The organism is Streptomyces sp. 2A115, from assembly GCF_052245575.1.
Lineage (GTDB): Bacteria > Actinomycetota > Actinomycetes > Streptomycetales > Streptomycetaceae > Streptomyces.
The window spans coordinates 116,261-136,685 of the sequence record NZ_JBQQCG010000014.1; the positions used below are offsets into that span (position 1 = coordinate 116,261).

10 protein-coding genes are annotated in these 20,425 nt (G+C 71.9%); 8 read left to right on the forward strand and 2 right to left on the reverse strand.

The window, feature by feature from the left end:
• Positions 1-7 precede the first annotated feature (7 nt).
• Positions 8-1,270: a serine/threonine-protein kinase gene (locus ACTWQR_RS15180; protein ID WP_443227556.1), complete on the reverse strand. Its 1,263-nt coding sequence runs from the start codon at positions 1,268-1,270 to the stop codon at positions 8-10.
• 260 nt (positions 1,271-1,530) lie between these two features.
• Positions 1,531-3,282, reverse strand: coding sequence for a serine/threonine-protein kinase (locus ACTWQR_RS15185; RefSeq protein WP_443227557.1), 1,752 nt, complete (start codon positions 3,280-3,282; stop codon positions 1,531-1,533).
• Positions 3,283-3,703: 421 nt separating this feature from the next.
• On the opposite strand from ACTWQR_RS15185, the gene ACTWQR_RS15190 reads away from it, so the two are divergent.
• From ACTWQR_RS15190 to ACTWQR_RS15225, 8 genes are all read left to right on the forward strand, one after another.
• The gene (locus tag ACTWQR_RS15190) at positions 3,704-8,200 is read left to right on the forward strand and encodes an FHA domain-containing protein (RefSeq protein WP_443227558.1); all 4,497 of its coding nucleotides are present in this window, start codon (positions 3,704-3,706) and stop codon (positions 8,198-8,200) included.
• Positions 8,201-8,494: 294 nt separating this feature from the next.
• A complete protein-coding gene (locus tag ACTWQR_RS15195) occupies positions 8,495-9,889 on the forward strand; it encodes an ABC transporter substrate-binding protein (RefSeq protein ID WP_443227559.1) in 1,395 nt (464 codons plus the stop codon).
• 27 nt (positions 9,890-9,916) lie between these two features.
• Entirely contained in the window at positions 9,917-11,251 is a 1,335-nt protein-coding gene (locus tag ACTWQR_RS15200) for a carbohydrate ABC transporter permease (protein WP_443227560.1), read from the forward strand.
• 107 nt (positions 11,252-11,358) lie between these two features.
• Complete coding sequence (locus ACTWQR_RS15205) at positions 11,359-12,162, forward strand: carbohydrate ABC transporter permease (protein ID WP_443227604.1); 804 nt, start codon at positions 11,359-11,361, stop codon at positions 12,160-12,162.
• A gap of 149 nt (positions 12,163-12,311) precedes the next feature.
• A complete protein-coding gene (locus tag ACTWQR_RS15210) occupies positions 12,312-14,591 on the forward strand; it encodes a bifunctional glycosyltransferase/CDP-glycerol:glycerophosphate glycerophosphotransferase (protein ID WP_443227561.1) in 2,280 nt (759 codons plus the stop codon).
• A gap of 62 nt (positions 14,592-14,653) precedes the next feature.
• Positions 14,654-15,616: a class I SAM-dependent methyltransferase gene (locus ACTWQR_RS15215; protein ID WP_443227562.1), complete on the forward strand. Its 963-nt coding sequence runs from the start codon at positions 14,654-14,656 to the stop codon at positions 15,614-15,616.
• Positions 15,617-15,928: 312 nt separating this feature from the next.
• Positions 15,929-18,169 (forward strand): bifunctional glycosyltransferase/CDP-glycerol:glycerophosphate glycerophosphotransferase, encoded by a 2,241-nt coding sequence (locus ACTWQR_RS15220; protein WP_443227563.1) that lies wholly within the window; start codon positions 15,929-15,931, stop codon positions 18,167-18,169.
• A 3-nt stretch (positions 18,170-18,172) separates the two neighbouring features.
• On the forward strand, positions 18,173-20,422 hold the full coding sequence (locus ACTWQR_RS15225) for a bifunctional glycosyltransferase/CDP-glycerol:glycerophosphate glycerophosphotransferase (RefSeq protein WP_443227564.1): 2,250 nt from the start codon (positions 18,173-18,175) through the stop codon (positions 20,420-20,422).
• Positions 20,423-20,425 lie beyond the last annotated feature (3 nt).

Here is a 20,425-nt window from a genome sequence, read left to right on the forward strand (position 1 = left end):
GCAACCGTCACGGCGACGCAGGCGCCGAGTTCTTCGTGTCCTGGGGAACCGCATCCGCGGGATCATCCGCCGTGGCAAGCCACGCACCAACCCCCACCGCAGCGACAAGCACAGCGGCAGCCGCGCCAAGAGTGATGCGTCGGCGCCGAGCCGACGCACGATGCCGCGCCGACCCCGGCCGAGCCGCACCAGCGGCCCGCGGCGCCCGAGCCGTACCCCGCGCACCCCCCGCCAGCTCGTCCGGCCCAGGCACCCGCATGCTCGTGTGGGTGTCCCGGTTCGAGTCGGGCACAGCCCCAGGCACCAGGGGAACAGCACCCCGCCGCACTCCCAGCCGCTCGCCCTCGCGCCCACCCTCACGCGGAGCCTCCGGCTCCACCGGCGCCTCGTCGTAAGCGCCCTCGCCGCCCTCCCCCTCCGGCTCGTCCACATCCAACGGCGGCATCCCGGCCAGCAGGGGCAACTGCTCCCGCAACCGCCCACCCAGCTCCGACGCCCGCAACCGAGACGCCGGCGCCTTGGCCAGACACTGCACGAGCAACTGCCACAGCTCTTCCGGAATCCCGGGCAGGGGGACGACGGTCTCGGTGACATGGCGACGCAGGACCGCTCCCGGGTGCCCGCCACCAAAGGGTGTGAAGCCCGCCAGGAGCTCGTACAGGACAGTCGCCAGCGCGTAGATGTCGACGGCCGCCCGGGGAGGCAGCCCTTCGATGATCTCCGGTGCCAGATAGTCAGGCGTACCAATGATCTTCGTCGCCCGGGTCCGCCGCGGCGAGTCGATGAGCTTGGCCACACCGAAGTCGGTGAGCAGTGCGGGGTGCGAGCCCCCGGGCCCGAGCGGCCCCTGCATGTCGAGCAGCACGTTCTCCGGCTTCACATCCCGGTGCACCACCCCCGCCGCGTGCGCGGCGGCGAGCCCGTCCGCGACATCGGCCACGATCGCGACGGCCGCCTCGGGCGCGAGCCGCCGCTCCCGGTCGAGCCGGGTCCGCAGATCCGTACCGCGTACGAGATCCATGACCAGCGCGAGATCGTTGCCGTCGACCACGAGGTCCCGCACAGAGACGACGTGCGGGTGGTCGAGGCCGAGCAGAGCCGTCCGCTCCTGCACGAAACGGCCCACGAGCTCCTGGTCGGACGCGAGGTCCTCGCGCAGCAGCTTGATGGCGACGGGACCCTCGGGACCCTCGCCCAGCCACACCGTGCCGGCGCTGCCCCGTCCCAGAATCTGGTTCGCGGTGTACCGGCTGCCGATCTTCCGTACCAAGACTGCTCCTACGGACGCGTGTTGCCGACCCAGCGCATTCCCGGAGACCCCGCTTTCCCGGAGATCCCCTCGGATCCCGGCCGGCAGACCCAGGACCCCGGTCGACAAAACTACGCGCCCACAGCGCCAACCTCCGCTTCGGAGGCAGAAATCACCCCCCAGGTGTCGACAAATCCCCAGAACCGCACTGCGGTCCTGGGGATTTCAAGGGGCAATTACCCAGAAAAACGAGGAAAACGAGGAAGGCTTCCCAAAGAGACTTACTGCCCGGAACCGGAACCGGAACCGGAGCCAGAATCGGAACCGGAGCCAGAACCGGAACCGCCCAGATCCTCGACCCATCCGGACACCGTGCCGAACCAGTCCGACAGCTGCTCCCAGTACCCCTTGCTCGTATCGAGCCAGTCCTGAAGCGGGCTCAGTTCCCAGATCAGCCACCCGGCCACGAACAGGATGACGACCGTGAACAGGCATCCCTTGAGGCATCCGAGCCCGGGGATCTTCATCGGGTTGGCGCTGCGCTGCCGCGGCTCCCGGGGCTCGCGCGGCGGCCGCGGCGCGGGCTGCTGGGGCTGCTGCGGCGCGGGCGCGTACCGCTGCGGCTGAGGCTGCTGAGGCGCGTACTGCTGTGGCTGCTGCCCCTGCTGCGGATAGCCGTATCCCGGCTGGTTCTGGGGCGGCCGCTGCTGGGTACGCCGCTGGGGCCGCTGCTGCGGCTGTGCCTGCGGCGGCTGCTGAGGCTGCTGCTGCGGCCGCGCGACCTGCCGCTGAGGACGCCGCCGCAGCGGATCCTCGTTCGGGTCGAGATACGACTGCACCTGCGTCGGCTCGTTGCGGTCGCGGGCCGCGCGCAGCTGGTTCTGCCAGGGGTGCGGTTCCTCGGGCTGTCCCCCAGGCTGTCCACCTGGCTGGTTCGGCGGCACCGGCGGCATCACCGCGGTCGGGTCGGCCGCGCCGCGGTGGGGCATTACGGAGGTGGGGTCGGCGGCGCCGGTGTGCGGCAGGACGCTGGTCGCGCCGTTCGGGTCGTACGAGCCCGCGCCCTGGGGCAGCACCTGCGTGGGGTCGGCGGCGCCGGGGTCGCCCGGCACGTAGGCGGGCGCCGGGTCCGGGGCGAGCAGCGCGCCAACGCCCTCGGCGGCGGCGATCTGCGCGGAGTTCGCGTGCACGCCGATGCCCTCGGCGACCGCGCGGAGGCCGCGCGCGAGGTTCTCGGCGCTGGGCCGCTCGTCGGGGTTCTTGCGCAGGCAGCGCTCTATGACCGTCCACAACGGGTTGGGGACCGTGGATGGCCGGCGCGGTTCGGCGCTCAGGTGCTGGTGGAGGACCTCCAGGGCCGAACCGCCACCGAACGGCGGACGGCCCGTGACCAGCTCGTACAGCATGATTCCGGCGCCGTAGATGTCGACGGCGGAGGTCTGCGGACGGCCTTCCGCCGACTCGGGCGCGACATACGCGGGCGTGCCCACGAACTCGTGGGTCCGCGTGAGCCCCGGCGAATCGGCGAGCCGGGCGATGCCGAAGTCCGTCAGCATCGGGTGCATCTGGCCGCCGTCCTGCTTGAGCAGGACGTTCGCGGGCTTCAGGTCGCGGTGTACGACGCCGTCGGCGTGGCTGGCGGCGAGCGCGTCGGCGACCTGGGCGGTGAGGAGGGCGGCGGCGACCGGCGAGAACGGGCCGTTCTGACGCAGGTAGTGATGGAGGTCGGGACCCTCGACCAGGTCCATGACCAGGGCGAGGAGATCGCCCTCTACGACGAGGTCCCGTACCCGCACGATGTTCGGGTGGGTCAGCCGGAGCAGCACGGAGCGCTCCCGCAGGAACCGCATCACGATGTCCGCGTCGTTGGCGAGCTCCTCCTTGAGGACCTTGATCGCCACGGTCTCGCCGGGCTGGCCCTGCACGGCCGCCTCGGCGCCCGCTGTCTCCCGCTGGCGAGCGCGCCAGACGGTGCCTGTGGCGCCGCGTCCAAGCGGCTCCTCAAGGAGGTACTTGCTCCCTACCGGCCGCACGTCATGCGCTCCCTGCTGATTGCTTGGCTGGTTCGTCCACCGTGAGGTGGTTCCGACCCACTGTAGTGCCGCCGTACCTGGCACCGGGCCGTCGTCTTCCTGTGGTTTCCGTGGCCCCGCCTGCCTATGCATTACGTGGGGCGTTCCCGTATGTGTTCGATGAAAAGACGCTCGCTTTGGGCCGTTTGGTTGCCGGACCTTGACGTGACTGATCTCAACCGGGCACTGGTCAGGCACTTTTGCGGGCAGAGCCGACCAATCAAGATCACTTGGAGGTGGGAGGCGGGCGTGTTGTCAGTGGCAGGTGCGAGGATGCTTTCAGTACTGGCCGACGTGCCCGTGTGCGGTGGGGGAATCTGCGGTGGGGGACCGCGGCGCAGCCTCGTCGCGGGCCCCGCGACAGAAGGGACCGCTGACGGCGATGCAGATCCGGCTGACCGTCGTAGACCCGCTGGGGACGCCCCCTGAGGGACGCCCCGCGTCCTGCGACGTGCTGGTGACAGCACCCGCCGGGACCGCGCTCGCGGCGGTGGCCTCCGGCCTCGCCTCGGCGGTCGGGGGCGAGGGAGCCGGGGTGTTGTACGCGGGGGCGGAACGGCTCGACGCGCAGCGCTGCACGCTGGGTGAGCCGCCTCTCATAGACGGTGCTGTGCTGTCCCTGGGCTCCCCTGCTGTACCCGGTCCCGAGATCGATCCGGCCGCGGCGCAGCTGCGTGTGGTGGCCGGTCCCGACGCCGGGGGCGTCCATCTGCTGCATGGCGGCCGCATCGACATAGGCCGCTCCGCCGAGGCCGACGTGCCCCTGGACGACCCGGACGTCTCCCGCCTCCACTGCACCGTGACGGTCGCCGAGGACGGCCGGGTCTCCGTCGCGGACCTGGGCTCCACGAACGGCACGACGCTGGACGGCAGGCGCGTCGACGAGCGCCCGGTGCGGTTGGCGCCGGGGGCGCTGCTGCGGGTGGGCGAGTCGGCGCTGCGGCTGGCTCCGGCCGGGGAACCGGCTGTCGTACGGGAGACCGCGCCGGACGGCGAGGGACACGTGCGGGTGGTGACGGTGTCGGAGGGGTCCCTTCGGGATCGGTCGGCGTCGGTTTCCGGCCGTAGTACAGGACAGGAGTCGTCGGCCCCTGGCGGCTCCGGGCGGACGACGCCCCGCGAAGGGGCCGGGCAGCCGGGGGCGGCCCCGGGCAGCACCGGAGCGGCGAGGGTGCCGCACGCGCGCGAGGGGGATGCCGGGGCCGACGAGAGCGCCTCGGACGCGTCCCGTTCCCAGGTCTCGCCGCCCGCCTCCGAGACGCACCACGGTTACGGCACGGCTGGGTGGGGCGCCGCCGAGGGCGGGGCTCACGGGGCCCAGGGGCACGGTTCGGCGGGACAGCAGGTGCCCGGGCAGGGCGGTGCGCCGCGCATCGAGAACACGGGTGCCGGGACGGCGGCCGAGGAGCGCGCGGACGCTTCTGGCTCCGGCGAGGGCAAGCGAAAAGGGACGCCCCTCCGGGGGACGACCGTGCCGCGCGGGGTGCGCAAGCGCGGCGGACTCTCCGCGTGGGCCCGGCGGCTGGCGGGCGGCCGGGGCGACGAGCCGGACACGGATGACGAGGAGTACGGCGAGTACGGGGAGTACGACAAGGACGGGGCGCCGTCCGCCGAGCCTCTCCCCGGAGGCCCGGCCGAGCCGGAGAGGTGGCCCGATCCCGCGGCGCTGCTGCTGACCGCGCTCGGGCCGGGACCGCGGCTGTGGGAGCGCGGGCCGGGGCACCCGGAGACGCTCACCGTGCGGCTCGGTACGGCGGACCGGAGCGCACCCGACGGCTCGGGGCTGCTGCCGGCGGTGCCGGTGACCTCCGGGTTGCGGGAGGTGGGCGCGCTGGGCCTGGCCGGGCCGCGCGGTCGCCTCTCCGGGCTCGCCCGTGCCGTGGTGGCCCAGCTCGCCGCGCTGCACTCGCCGGACGCCCTGGAAATCACCTTGATCAGCACGGACCGCTCACGCTCACTGGAGGAGCGCACGGCCGAGTGGGCCTGGCTCGGCTGGCTCCCCCACCTCCGTCCCACCCACGGCCAGGACTGCCGTCTCCTCCTCGCCTACGACCGCGAGCAGGCCACGGCTCGTACGGAGGAGCTGGTCCGCCGCCTGGAGGACCACTTGGCGGAGACGGGCCGCCTTTCCGGCGCCACGGGTCCCTCCGGGGGCTGGAGCAGGCACGGGGCTCGCCTCGGCGGCGGCTCGACGGACGACAGCGGGGCCTTCTCGGCCCCGGGCCACTCCGCCGACGGCGCCTCGTCGGCCGCGCGCCGAGCGGTCGAGTCCGGCAGCGGGGCCGAGCGTGGACCGGGTGCCGAACGGGGACCCGGTGCCGAGCGCGGCTACGGCGACAGTTCGGGCCGAATTCCCGGGCAGGCCGCCGATGGCAGTCACCCGGGGCACCCGTCGAGCGGGGACAGCCCCGGCGAGGCCCGCCCCGGCAGCGAGCGCGGCCACAGCCTCGGCCCCGGCGCGAGCGACCGCACCGGGCCGTCCGCCGGCGGTTCCCGCCCGGGCAGCCCGTCGAGCGGGCGCACTCGGACCGCGTCCGACTCCGGCACCGGGTGGGGCTACGACGAGGACGCGAGGCGCGACCGCGGACCCACCGTGGGCGGCAGCCACCCGGGACACCCGTCAAGCGGACGCACCCCGGGCACACCCGACCCCCGCACCGAACCCGGCTACGACGAACCCACGAGCCACCACCCCGGCCCGACCGCCGACGGCACCCGCACCGGCCACCCGTCGGGCCGGTCCCGACCCGGCGCCGACCCGAGCGACCGCACCGGGTCGTCGTCCACGGGTACCGCCCGCCCAGGGCACTCGTCGGGTGACGGCACGGCTCTTCGTTCCGGAACGCATGCCGGCGAAGGGGGCGACCCCCGTGATCCCGGCAACCGCGACCACGGCGATTACCGCGGCGCTTCCGACTCGGGCGCACGCACCGGCAAGCCCTCCGGCCCCGACCGCCTGGGCGGAAACCCGGACTCCGGAGCGTACGGCGAGGGAGCCGCGGACCCTGGCGACCACAGCCGGTACCGCTCCGGGACGTATGCGGCCGGGCGTGACAGCGGGGTCACCCACCTGGGGCTTCCCAGCGGCACGCTGGTCGGCGAGGCGGGCGGCCGGGGCAGGGCCCACCGGCCCTCCTGGGCGCGGTCGGAGGAACCGGCGGAGACCGAGTGGACCGGCCCCCACACCGTCGTCGTCGTGGACGGGGACCCGGGGTCCGCCGGCGTACGGGAGGCTGTGTCGCGCCTCGCCGCCGAGGGGCCCCGGGTCGGGATCCACGTCATCTGTCTCGCCGAGACGCCGGCCGCGTCGCCCTCCTCGCCGGTGACGGACACGTACGAGGCGGCCTGCGCGGCCTCGCCCGCGTTCCGGGAGTGCGGAGCCGTCGCGCTGCTCAGCGGTGACGTGGCCACGGCGCTGCGCCTGCTGCGCGTGGCACCGGGCGGACCCGTCACGCGTGCCTCCGCAGGCTCCGCCGCGGCCGGGCAAACCGGCACCACCCAGGGCGGAGCCGACGGCGGCCCCGTAGGCCACGGCACCGTGGCCGCCGTGGACGCCGTGTCCATGGCGTGGGCCGAGCGGTTCGCGCGGGCGCTGGCGCCGTTGCGGGCGGACGGCCTGGCCGGTGAGCGGCACGCGCGCGTGTCCGCGCCGTTGCCCCAAGCGGCGCGGCTGCTCGACGAGTTGGGCCTGGCGAGGGCGACCCCGGCGTCGCTGATGGCGCGCTGGGCGGACGCGGCCGACGACACGGAGGCGCTCGGCGGCCGGGCCACGGCCGTACTCGGGGCCGGGCCGCGAGGGCCCGTCTGCGTGGACCTCTCGGACGAAGGCCCGCATCTGCTGATCGAGGGCCCGCCGGGCAGCGGGCGTACGGAGCTGCTGCGTTCCGCCGCCGCGTCGCTCGCCGCGGCGGAGCGGCCCGACCGGCTCGGCATCGTGCTCGTCGACGGCCGGGACGGCACCGGCACCGGTGGCGCGGCCGCGCGCGGGGACGGGCTCCAGGTCTGCACGGACCTGCCCCACGTCACCACGTATCTGACCGCCAACGATCCCGTACGGATGCGGGAGTTCGCCCAGTCCCTGGCCGCCGAGCTGAAGCGGCGGGCGGAGTTGCTCGGCCGTCTCGACTTCGCCGAGTGGCACGCCCGGCAGACCGGGCAGGAGGTGTCGGGCCGCGTCGTCGCACAGCGCTCGGCAAGCGGCACGGGCGGCATGGGAGGCGTGGGAGGTTCCGCGACCAGGCACTCGGGCGCCGCGTCCGGCGCCGCGTCCAGTTCCACCTCCGGCGCCGCGGACCTCGACGCACCCCCCAGCTCCACCCTGCGGCTGCGCCCCGCCGCAACCAGGCCTCGACCGGAGGCGGGCCCCCCGCTTCCCCGCCTCGTCGTGGTCGTCGACGACCTGGACGCCCTGCTCTCCCCCGCGCTGGGCTCCCCGGGACGCCCGGCCGCGGGCTCGGTCGTACGGGCGCTGGAAGCCGTGGCCCGGGACGGCGAGCGACTCGGGGTGCACCTGGTGGCGGCGACCGGAGGCGGAGCGCGTACGGACGAGACGGAGCTGGCCCGGCGGGCCACGCTGCGGGTCGTCCTGGAAGCGCCCGTGTCCGGCCCGGAGGAGCCCGCGCCCGGACGCGGACGGCTCACCGGCCCCACGGGACGGTCGGTTCCCTTCCAGGGAGGCCGGGTCACGGGCCGCATCCCCCGTACGGCGACGCTGCGCCCCACAGTCGTCCCCCTGGAGTGGGCCCGCATGGGCGACCCGCCCGCACGCAGGCCGGTCCGCGAACTGGGCAACGGGCCGACGGACCTGGCCCTGCTCGCCAGCGCCCTGGAGCGGGCGGCCCGCTCGGTCTCGGCAACGGAGGTGCCCTCACTGCTGTAGCTCAGGCCGCGCTACAGCTCAGGCCTGCCACCGTTCGGTAGCCGGCGGAGATTGAGGACGAGGCCGTTCAGACCGAAGCGGAGTCCGGGGGGCGCAGCCCCCAGGGACGGCACTCCCTACACACGCCCGACACACCCGCGCACTCGCCTGGCCCACTTGTCGGAGACGCACGTCACGACGCGATTACGATCACGCCCTTGACAGCGCAGGCGCTCTTGCCGATGCCAAGCGCACGGGCGTACACCAAGAGCGCACGGACAGCGCTTGGACGTTCGACGAAGAACGGGGCAAGTCATGCGCAGCAGCACTCTTCGCACATGCAGGCCGCACAAGAGGAAGAGGAACAGGACAGCCAAGGCCGCGGCTGCCGTCGTCGCGGGGGCGATGGCGCTCACGCTCACGGCGTGCGGCGGCGACGACAACGGCGACGACGGGGACGAGGGCGGCGCGACCGACAACGCGGCCTCCGTTCAACTCCCCAAGCTCAATGGTCAGAAGTTAGAGGTCGCGGCCGTCTGGACCGGCCCCGAGCAGGACAACTTCACCAAGGTCCTGGACGAGTTCGAGAAGCGGACGGGCGCGGAGGTCAGCTTCGTACCGACCGGCAACAACACCTCCACCTTCCTGGGCACGAAGATCCAGGGCGGCAAGCCGCCGAACGTGGCGTTCCTGCCGCAGGTCGGTGTGTTGCACCAGTTCGCCGAGAAGGGCTGGGTCAAGCCCCTCGGCGCCGAGGCACAGGCGCAGCTCGACAAGAACTTCTCGAAGGGCTGGAAGGACCTGGGGGCGTACGAGGGCAAGCAGTACGGCGTCTACGCCAAGGCCGCCAACAAGTCGCTGGTCTGGTACAACACGGCTGCATACGAGGCGGCGGGCATCACGGAAGAGCCCAAGACCTGGGACGAGTTCGTCCAGACCGCACAGACCCTGTCGGACGCGGGCTCGCCCGCGGTCTCCATCGGCGGGCAGGACGGCTGGACTCTCACCGACTGGTTCGAGAACGTCTATCTCTCGCAGGCGGGCCCGGAGAAGTACGACCAGCTGGCCCAGCACGAGATCAAGTGGACGGACCCCTCCGTGAAGGAGGCTCTGACCACGCTCGCCGAACTGTGGGGCAAGGACGAGCTGATCGCGGGCGGGCGGGCCGGCGCACTGCGCACCGAGTTCCCGAAGTCGGTGACGAACACCTTCTCCGGTGACACGCCGGCCGCGATGGTCTTCGAGGGCGACTTCGTCACGGCGAACATCAACGCGGACACCAAGGCCAAGGTCGGCACGGACGCCAAGGTCTTCCCGTTCCCGGCGGTCGGCGACGAGTCGCCGGTGGTCAGTGGCGGTGACGTGGCCGTGGCCCTGAAGGACGACAAGGCCTCGCAGGCCCTGCTGACCTTCCTCGCGTCGACCGACGCGGCCGAGATCTGGGCGGCGCAGGGCGGCTTCATCTCCCCCAACAAGGAGATGGACCTGAAGACCTACAAGGACGACGTGACCCGGGACATCGCCGAGGCGCTGCTCGCCGCGGGCGACGACTTCCGCTTCGACATGTCCGACCAGGCCCCGGCCGCCTTCGGTGGCACCCAGGGCACGGGCGAGTGGAAGGGGCTGCAGGACTTCCTGAAGAACCCGTCGGACGTGGCGGGCGCGCAGCAGGCGCTCGAGGCCTCCGCCGCCAAGGCCTACGAGGGCTGACGGCAGCCGATGTCGTCCCAGGTGGCGATGGCGGGGGGTCCAGCAGGTCCGGTGCCCCCCGCCGGAAAACGCAAGAGCGTGATGGGTACGCGACCGTGGGTGGCGGGGCTGTTCCTGCTGCCCGCGCTCGTGCTGCTCGGCGCGCTCGTGGTCTACCCGATCGGGTACTCGGTCTGGCGAAGTCTGTACGACGCCGGCGGTTCGTCCTTCGTCGGCCTGGAGAACTACGGCGACATCTTCTCGGACGACGCCACCTTCACCGCGGTGAAGAACACCGCGATCTGGGTGGCGGTCGCTCCCGCACTGGTCACCGGGCTCGGTCTGATCTTCGCCGTGCTGACTGAACGGGTGCGCTGGTCAACGGCGTTCAAGCTCGTCATCTTCATGCCTATGGCGATCTCCATGCTGGCCGCGGGCATCATCTTCCGTCTGGTGTACGAGGCGGACCCGGACCAGGGTGTGGCCAACGCCGTGGTGGTGGGGGTGCACGACACCTTCGCCGAGTCGTCGGTCTTCCCCAAGGCGCGCCCTTCGACGGAGGGTGATCTGAAGGCGTCCGGAGGCGGCGCCTTCACCACCGAGGGCACGGTGAGCGCGGGCTCCCCGGCTCTGCTCCCGCTGGTCGGTATCGCCCCGAACAAGCTGCCCGGCGACCCGGGGGACGCCAAACCCGCCGCAGCCGCGGGCGACGAGGTGACGGGCACGGTATGGCTGGACTTCAAGCTGGGCGGCGGCGGTGAGAAGGGGGCCGTGGACCCGGGTGAGAAGGCCATGGAGGGCATCAAGGTCGAGGCGGTCAAGGACGGCGAGGTGGTGGCCTCCGCGAAGAGCGGCAGCGACGGTGTGTTCACGCTGCCCGCGGAGGCCGACGGTGCCCAACTCCGGCTTCCCGCCTCGAACTTCTCGGCGCCGTACAACGGCGTCGACTGGCTCGGCCCGAGCCTGGTCACACCGGCGGTCATCGGCGCGTACGCCTGGATGTGGGCGGGCTTCGCCATGGTGCTCATCGCGGCGGGTCTCGCCGGGGTGGACCGCAATCTGCTGGAGGCGGCCCGGGTCGACGGGGCCAACGAGTGGCAGGTGTTCCGCAGGATCACGGTTCCGATGCTCGCTCCGGTCCTCATCGTCGTCCTGATCACTCTGATGATCAACGTGATGAAGATCTTCGACCTCATCTTCATCATCGCCCCGCAGCCCACCCAGGACGAGGCCAACGTACTGGCCCTGCAGCTGTACAACGCGTCCTTCGGCGGCGGCGGCGACCTCGGCCTCGGCAGCGCGATCGGCATCGTCCTGCTGCTGCTCGTGCTGCCGGTGATGATCGTCAACATCCGCCGACTGCGAAGGGAGCGTCAACGGTGACCGCACCCTCCGTACCCGTGAAAGAACCCCTGGTGGCCGTGGAGCCGTCAGGGCCGCCCCGGCGCTCGCTGGCCTCCCGGCTGGCGAGCGGCGCGGCAGGCGGCGTGATGAGGTTCTTCCTGATCCTGGTCGCGCTGCTCTGGGTGACGCCGACGGTCGGGCTGCTGGCCTCGTCGTTCCGCGACCCGACCGACATCTCCGCCTCCGGCTGGTGGGACGTCTTCAGCAGGCCGTCCCAGCTCACCACCGAGAGCTACTCGACGCTGCTCGGCAACGAGGACATCACCGACGCCCTGCTCAACACGGTGTGGATCACGGTTCCGGCGACGGCGCTGGTCGTCGTCATCGGTGCCATGGCCGCGTACGCCTTCGCCTGGATGGACTTCAAGGGCCGCGACTGGTGGTTCCTGGTCGTGGTGGCGCTGCTCGTGGTGCCGGTGCAGGTGGCCCTGATCCCGCTGGCCGACCTCTTCGGCGACCTCGGGATCTTCGGCAGCGTCATCGGCGTCGTGCTCTTCCACGTGGGCTTCGGCCTGCCGTTCGCGATCTTCCTCCTGCGGAACTTCTTCGCGGAGATTCCGCGTGAGCTCCTGGAAGCGGCACGGCTCGACGGCGCGGGCGAGACGCGCCTCTTCACCACGGTGATCCTTCCGCTCGGCGCACCCGCGATCGCGTCGCTCGGCATCTTCCAGTTCCTGTGGGTGTGGAACGACATGCTGGTGGCGCTGGTCTTCTCGGACTCCGGCTCACGACCGCTGACCGTCGCGCTGACGGAGCAGACCCGCCAGTTCTCCGGCAACATCGAGACGCTGGCGCCCGGCGCCTTCATCTCGATGGTGATCCCGCTGGCCGTGTTCTTCGCGTTCCAGCGGCAGTTCGTGTCCGGTGTGATGGCGGGCGCGGTGAAGTAGCACCCGGTGTACACGCGTTGAGGGGCGGACCGTCACCGGCCCGCCCCTTCGCGTTCGTCCAGGGTCCCCCACATGCCGCATTCGGCGTAACCCGGTAACCCCTTCGGCCGTTGCCGGGCAAGATGCCCGCGCCGACCCATGGATGTCCCTTGCCCCGGTTCAGTGTCATCGTCCCCGCGTACCAGGTGCAGGCATATCTGCACGAGTGCATGGCTTCCGTACTGGAACAGTCCTTCACCGACCTGGAGTTGATCGCCGTCGACGACTGCTCGCCGGACGCCTGCGGCGCGATCATCGACGAGTTCGCGGCCCGCGACCCACGCGTACGGGCCGTCCACCTGGATGAGAACGTGGGCCCGGGCCGGGCCCGCGACGCCGGTATGGGGTATGCGACCGGTGACTACCTGATCTTCCTCGACGGCGACGACAGCCTCACTCCGGACGCGCTCCAGGCGATCGCCGACCGCGTCAAGGAGACCGACGCCCCGGACGTTCTGGTCTACGACCACGCGCACACGTTCTGGTCGGGCGAGACGGTGCGCAACGTGCGGGCGGGCCAGCTCACCGAGGAGGGCCCGGCGCCGTTCCGGCTCGGCGACCGGCCGGGGCTGCTGAAGGTCCTCTCGGCCGTGTGGAACAAGGCGTACCGCCGGGAGTTCATCGAGCGGGAGGGCTTCGGTTTCCCCTCCGGCCACTACGAGGACATCCCTTGGACGTACCCAGTTCTGATGGCCTCAGAGACCATCGCGACGCTCGACCGCGTCTGTGTCCACTACCGCCAGCGACGTCAGGGGAGCATCCTCGGCACTACCAGCAGCAAGCACTTCGACATCTTCGAGCAGTACGACCGTGTCTTCGCCCATCTCGACGCGCACCCCGAACTGGCCCACTGGCGCCCGGCGCTGTTCCGTCGCATGGTCGACCACCTGTCGGCCGTGTTCCTCAAGCGCGACCGGCTGCCGCGCGACTCCCGCGCCGACTTCCTGCACAAGGCCCGCGCCCACTACCGCCGTTACCGCGTGCGGGGCACCAAGCTCCCGTCGCACAACCTCCTGAGGCACGCCCTCGTACGCCTGGGCAGCCACCGCGCGTACCGGGCGGTGTGGGCGGCGACGCGGGCGAAGAGGCGGGGTACGGGACTCGCCGGAGCACTCCTGCGCACCATCCGTGCCGCGGCACTCCGGCTGCACTACAGGGTCCAGCTCCGGCTTCCCGTACGGGCGGACCGGGCCGTGTTCGCCGGCGACTGGGGACGCGGCTACGGCTGTAACCCGGGGGCGCTGGAGTCCGCGTTCCGGACGTACGCGCCGGACGTGCGCACCGCGTGGATCGCGGACCCGGAGTTCCACCACACGATCCCGACCGCGACCCGCAGACTGCGGCCGGACACCGCCGCGTACTGGACGGCGCTCGCCCGTTCCAAGTACCTCGTCAACAACGTCGGCTTCGACCGGCGACTGGTCAAGCGCCCGGGGCAGATCCTGGTCCAGACGCAGCACGGCACCCCGCTCAAGCACATGGGCCTGGACCTCCAGGACCGCCCGGCGGCGGCACGCGGCACGGACTTCGCCGAGCTGGTGCGCGATGTCGACAAGTGGGACTACTGCCTGTCGGGCAACCGCCATTCCACGCTCGTCTGGGAGCGCGTCTTCCCGTCCGGCTACACGACGCTCGAGTACGGCCAGCCGCGCAACGACGTGTTCCAGCGGGCGACGTCCACGGACGTGACCCGGCTGCGCGAGAGCCTCGGCATCCCCGAGGGCGCGGTCGCCGTCCTGTACGCGCCCACGCACCGGGACTACCGCCGCACCCAGCGGACCTCGCTGGACCTGGAGCGAATTCTGCGCCAACTGGGCCCGCGCTACGTCCTGTTGACCCGCGCGCACCACACGTACAAGGCCCCGCTCGCCCAGAGCGACGGCCGGCTGACCAGTGGCCGGCTGATCGACGTGTCGGACCACCCGTGCGTCGAATCGCTCTGCCTCGCCTCGGACGCGCTGCTCACGGACTACTCCTCACTGATGTTCGACTACGCCAATCTCGACCGGCCGATCGTGATCCACACGGACGACTGGGAGGCGTACGAGGCGGCGCGCGGCACGTACTTCGATCTGCGCGCGTTCCCGCCGGGCGCGGTCGCTCGCAGTGAGGACGAGCTGATCGACATCTTCGCGACCGGCCACTGGCGCGGTTCGCGCTCCGCGCAGCTGAGGGCTGCGTTCCGGGAGCGCTTCTGCCCATACGACGACGGACGGGCCGCGGAGCGCGTCGTACGCCATGTCGTGCTCGGAGAGACGGCCGGGCTGCCGGCGGTGAAGCCGCTCGACGAGCGGCATCCAGTGCCCTCGGCCGCGGACAAATCCGCCGCCGCACCACTCACCACTCTCCCGTCACCCGGTGTTCCCGTTCCCGTCGTTGACAGACCCTGAAGCACTCCGATCCGATCCACAGACGCACAGGAAAGCCATAGACCCCGCCCTCCGGAGTACTCATGAATGGCACCACCGACCTGCCCCGCCCCAAGGCCCTGTCCGAGGTGAAGGGCTGGTTCCGTCCAGTCGACCAGCAGTTGTTCGACTGGTTCCTGTCCACACAGCTCGACCGCAAGCAGCCCGGCGATCTCCTCGAACTGGGCGCCTACATGGGCAAGAGCGCCATCTTCATGGCCCAGTACCTGCGCGAGGAGGACGCCTTCACGGTGTGCGACCTCTTCGACTCGCCGGCGCCGGACGCCGCCAACGACAAGGAGATGAACAAGTCGTACTCGACGCTGACCCGGCAGGCCTTCGAGGCCAACTTCCTTTCCTTCCACGATGACTTGCCCCGGCTCATCCAGGCGCCGACCTCGGTGGTCTCCGACCATGTCGAGGACGTCAGCTGCCGTTTCGCGCACATCGACGCCTCGCATCTGTACGAGCACGTGCACGGGGACATCGTGGCCGTGCGCGACATACTCCTGCCCGAGGGCGTGGTCGTGCTCGACGACTACCGCGCGGAACACTGCCCGGGTGTCGCCTGCGCCACCTGGGGGGCGGTGGCCACCCTCGGGCTGCGCCCCATCTGCGTGACGGGCACCAAGTTCTACGGCACCTGGGGCGACCCGGAGCCTCTCCGCGACGCGCTCCTCGAGTGGCTGGCGGGCCGTGACGACATGTGGCACGAGGTGCAGCAGGTCGCGGACCACGGGGTGATCCGCATCAGCGGCGGCAAGGCGACCGAGCCGAAGCACCCCGTGTCCCGGCACGCGGGCGAAGCCGAGCCGCTCGCAACCGCCGACACACCACCCGTAACCGCGTCCGCCCAGCCCACGGCGCCGTCGCGCCCCACCCCCGCCCGGCCCACACCCTCCGCTCCGGCCCGTGCCCGACGCCGCAGCCGCACCCGCAAGATCGCCAAGGACCTGCTCCCGCCCATCGTCACGCGAGCCCTGGTCCGCCGCAGGCAAACAGGCTGACACCTCTCCCGGCAGAGAGGGCCGGACAGGGCGAAGGCGGGGGCGCGACTGGGCTTGAACGGCCAGCCGCGCCCCCGCCCCGTTAGGGACGCGAGGAACCGCGCGCCCAGCCCAAACCAGCCGACAGCCCACCCACAACCTCACCCCCCAGGGGCGCGGGGAACTGCGCGCCCAGCCCCCACCAACCCGCACAAACCCACCGGCCACTCCCCCTCCCCCAGGGGCGCGGGGAACTGCGCAACCACCTCCACCGACCCGCACACCGCCAAACCCGCGGAGCGCCACGCACCAGCAGAAAGAGCACCGCCCCACATGCCCCGCTTCAGCATCATCGTCCCCGTCCAAGGCGTCGCGGGGCGACTCCCCTCCGCACTCGACTCGGTCCTCGCACAGTCCTTCCCCGACTTCGAGCTGATCCCCGTCTGCGACACTCCGGACTCCCCGGCGGGAGCCGTCGCCGCCGGATACGCCGAGCGGGACACCCGAGTGGCCCCGGCGCACTCGCCGTCCTCCGCCGGTCCGGGCGCGGCGCGCAACACCGGGATGCGGGCCGCGACCGGCGCGTACCTGCTGTTCCTCGACGGCGACGACGTCCTCGTGCCGGGCGCGCTGGCGGCGCTGGACGCCCGGCTGCGGGAGACGGAGAACACCGAGAACACCGAGAACACCGGCGCCCCCGAGAGCATCGACGTTCTCTATTTCGGCCACGAGCGGGCGCATTGGTGGGGCGCCGACACGAGCACGCCCCCGCTCCCCCGGACACCCGCGGGAGCCTTCGCCCCGGGCGAGGCACCGCAGCTCACGGGAGTGACCGTCCCGGCGTGGAGCGCGGCCTACCGCCGGGGGTTCGTCGCCCAGCGTCAACTGGCCTTCCTTCAGAGCCATTTCGCGGATATCGGCTGGGGCGGCCTGGTCACCGTCGAGGCCGACCGCATGGCGGTGCTGCGCGCGGTCTGCGTACGACACCTGGTGCGCAGGCAGGGCAGCCCGCTCAACCTGCCGGGTGAGCACCACCTCGAACTCCTCGACCAAGCCGAACTGGTACTGACGCGGGCCGCCGAACTGGGGCTCCCCCGAGACCGGTCGAGCCCGCTCTTCGAGCAGCTCTTCGCCGCCGTACTGAGAACGGCCGCCCGGCCCGAACGGCTGCCCGCGAACCGCCGCCGCGCCTTCTTCCGCCGGGCGAGCAGGCTCTACCGGCGCCACCGGCCCGCCGGGTTCCGGGCGCCGGGCGGCAGCCTCGGGGTGCAGCACCGGCTGCTGGCCACCGGGTCGTACGTGGCCTTCCGCGCGCTGCGCGGCGCCAACCGTTCCGCGGCAAAGGCCCGCGCGCTCGTCCCCCGGCCCCGGCTCCCGCTCACCCGCGTGCGCTACGCCCTGAACCTGCGCCGCCCCCTGGACGAGAACCTCGCCGTGTACTGCGCGTACTGGGGTCGCGGCTACGCCTGCAGCCCGGCCGCGATCCACGCCAAGACCCGCGAACTCGCCCCGCACATCCGCTCGGTGTTCCTGGTCGGGCCGGACGCGGTGGACACGCTGCCGCCGGGCGTCGACCACGCCGTGATCGGCAGCCGCGAGTACTGGGAGGTGCTGGCCCGCTCCAAGTACCTCGTCAACAACGCCAACTTCGCGGACGCCGTCGTCAAACGCCCAGGAAGCGTCCATCTGCAGACCCAGCACGGCACCCCGCTGAAGAAGATGGGCGTGGACCAGTCGACGTACCCGGTCGTGGCCGCCGCGACCGGCAGTTTCGCCAAGCTGCTGGCCCGGGTGGACCGCTGGGACTACAACCTGTCCTCCAACCGTCATTCCACGGAGATGTGGGAACGGGCGTTCCCCAGCTCGTACGAGGCGCTCGAATACGGCTATCCGCGCAACGACGTCTACTACACGGCGAGCGCCGCCGACGTCGTCCGTATCCGTGGCGAACTGGGCGTCCCCGAGGGCAGGACGGCCCTCCTCTACGCGCCCACGCACCGCGACTACGCCACCGGCTTCGACTCCCGCCTCGACCTGGAGGCGTTCTGCGAGGCGATCGGCGACGACTTCGTCGTTCTGCTGCGCGCCCACTACTTCTACGACCAGGGCTCGGCGCGGAGCAGCGGTTCCTCGGCGGCCCGGATCATCGACGTCACCCGACACCGCTCGTCCGAGGAGGTGTGCCTGGCCGCCGACGCACTGATCACCGACTATTCCTCGATCATGTTCGACTACGCCAACCTGGACCGGCCGATCGTCGTGTACGCGGACGACTGGGACGTCTACCGGGAGCTCCGGGGCGTCTACTTCGACCTGATGGAGTCCCCGCCGGGGCGGGTGGTGCGCACGCCCGGGGAGTTGGCGGCCGTGTTCCGCGACGGCTCGTACACGGACGACAGCGCCGCCGCCCTGCGTGCCGCCTTCCGGGAGCGCTTCTGCCAGTTCGACGACGGACGCGCCGCCGAACGCGTCGTACGCCGGTTGCTGCTGGGCGAGCCGCCCGAGTCCATCCCGCCCGTGCTCCCGCTCGCCGAGCGCACGCCGGCCCCGGCCCCCGCCCTCGTGAGGAGCTGACCCGTGCCCCGCTTCAGTGTCATCGTCCCTGTCTTCAAGGTGCAGGGCTTCCTGCGCGAGTGCCTCGACTCGGTGCTCGGGCAGTCGTACACCGACTTCGAGGTCATCGCCGTCGACGACCGCTCGCCCGACGGCTGCGGCGCGATCCTCGACCAGTACGCGGAGCGCGACCCGCGCGTGCGGGTACTGCACCTGCCCGAGAACGTCGGTCTCGGCCGGGCCCGGAACGCTGGCCTGGAGCACGCGACCGGCGACTACGTGCTCTTCCTCGACAGCGACGACCACTACACGCCGGGCGTGCTGGCCGCCGTCGCCGAACACCTGAGGGCGACCGCCGACCCGGACATCCTGGTCTTCGACCATGTGCGCACCTACTGGTGGGGCCGGGGCGGACGCAGTACGTCGGCCGACCTGCTCGCCGCCGCGGGCACCGACACCCTCCGCGTGCGCGAGAGCCCGCAGTACCTGAATCTTTTCCTGGTCGCCTGGAACAAGGCGTACCGGCGTTCCTTCTTCCTGGAGCACGGCTTCCGGTACGCCCCGGGCCTGTACGAGGACGCGCCCGTCACCTACCGGTCGATGGTGCTGGCGGACCGCGTCGCCTGCCTGAACCGGATCGGGGTCGAGTACCGACAGCGTCGGCAGGGCGCGATCACCAGGACGCCGGGGCGCCGCCACTTCGACATCTTCCAGCAGTACGAGGGCCTGTTCACGTTCCTCGAAGAACGCCCCGACCTCACCTGGGCACGCCCGCTGCTCTTCGAACGGGCCTTGGACCACATGCTGTTCGTGCTGGCCCGCGAGGACCGCGTGACCCCCGCGGACCGTCCGGACTTCTACCGCGAGATCCGCTCCTTCCACCGCCGCCATCTTCCCGAAGGCTTCATCCCGCCGGACGGCCGACGGGGCACCGAGATGCGACTGCTGGCGACGGCGCCCTACGCGTCGTACGCGGTGCTGTGCGGTGTGCGCCGCCTGCGCGGGTCCGCGGCGGGCAGCAAGCGGCGTACGGCGCGGACGGTGTCGCGAAGGGCCCAACGGGCTTGGTACGCAGCCCAGTTGAAGCGCCCACTCGATCCGCGTCTGGCCGTCTATTCGGCGACCCATCACCAGGGCGTGTCCGGCGACCCGGCCGCGATCCACGCCAAGGCCCTCGAACTCGCGCCGCACATCCACGGCGTCTGGGTGGTCCGGCAGAACGCGGTGGACTCGCTGCCGCCCGGTATCGACCACGTGACGCCGGGCTCGCGGCGCTACTACGCGGTCATGGCGCGGGCCACGTACTGGGTGAACAACGTCAACTGGTCCGGCGCGCTGGTCAAACGCCCCGGCAGTATCCACGTCCACACCCACCAGGGCACGCCTCTGAAGTACATGGCCGCCGATCTGCTGGACAAGCCCGGCGCCCGGCACGGGTTCAGCGTGCCGCGGATGCTGCGCCGCGCCGACCGCTGGGACTACAGCCTGGTCGCCAACCGCCACTCCGAGCTGGTCTGGGACCGTGCCTACCCCTGCCGCTTCACCTCGCTGCGCACCGGCAGCCCGCGCAACGACGTCCTGGTCAACGCGGAGCCGGGTGACGGCGAGGCGGTCCGCGCCCGGCTCGGCATCCCGGCCGGCCACACCGTGGTGCTGTACGCGCCGACACGCCGCGAGTACCGGCGGGGCGGCCACGTCGACCGCGTCGATCTGGCCCGCCTCGCCGAGGACCTCGGCGCGGACCACACCCTCGTCGTCCGCCTGCATCCCTCGCTCGCCACCGGCACGGCGCGCGGCCTGGGCCTGGCCGACCTGCACCAGCGGGGCCTGCTGGTCGACGCGACGGACGAACCGCACGTCGAGGATCTGATGCTCGCCTCCGACGTGCTGGTCACCGACTACTCGGCCCTCATGTTCGACTACGCCAACCTCGACCGGCCGATCGTGATCCACGCCGACGACTGGTCTGCCTACCGAGCGGCCCGGGGCGCCTACTTCGACATCACCGCGACGCCACCGGGACACGTGACACGTTCCGACGAGGAACTGGCGAAGGTGCTCGTCTCCGGTACCTGCCGGGACGCGGAGTCGACGCGCCTGCGAAGGGCGTTCCGGGAGCGCTTCTGCGAGTACGACGACGGGCGGGCCGCGGAACGCGTCGTACGACAGGTGCTGCTGGGCCAGGCGCCGGGAACCGCGGCCGGCGACGACGGAGCGGTGGTCCACATCCCCGGAGCCGCCGACCGCTCGGCCCGGCTTCCTGAGTACAGCTGACCT

Excerpts from the sequence above, each read along its gene's own strand:
- ACTWQR_RS15190 (WP_443227558.1), top strand. The coding sequence starts at position 3,704 with ATGCAGATCCGGCTGACCGTCGTAGACCCGCTGGGGACGCCCCCTGAG.
- ACTWQR_RS15195 (WP_443227559.1), top strand. The coding sequence starts at position 8,495 with ATGCGCAGCAGCACTCTTCGCACATGCAGGCCGCACAAGAGGAAGAGG.
- ACTWQR_RS15200 (WP_443227560.1), top strand. The coding sequence starts at position 9,917 with ATGGCGGGGGGTCCAGCAGGTCCGGTGCCCCCCGCCGGAAAACGCAAG.
- ACTWQR_RS15205 (WP_443227604.1), top strand. The coding sequence starts at position 11,359 with ATGAGGTTCTTCCTGATCCTGGTCGCGCTGCTCTGGGTGACGCCGACG.
- ACTWQR_RS15215 (WP_443227562.1), top strand. The coding sequence starts at position 14,654 with ATGAATGGCACCACCGACCTGCCCCGCCCCAAGGCCCTGTCCGAGGTG.
- ACTWQR_RS15220 (WP_443227563.1), top strand. The coding sequence starts at position 15,929 with ATGCCCCGCTTCAGCATCATCGTCCCCGTCCAAGGCGTCGCGGGGCGA.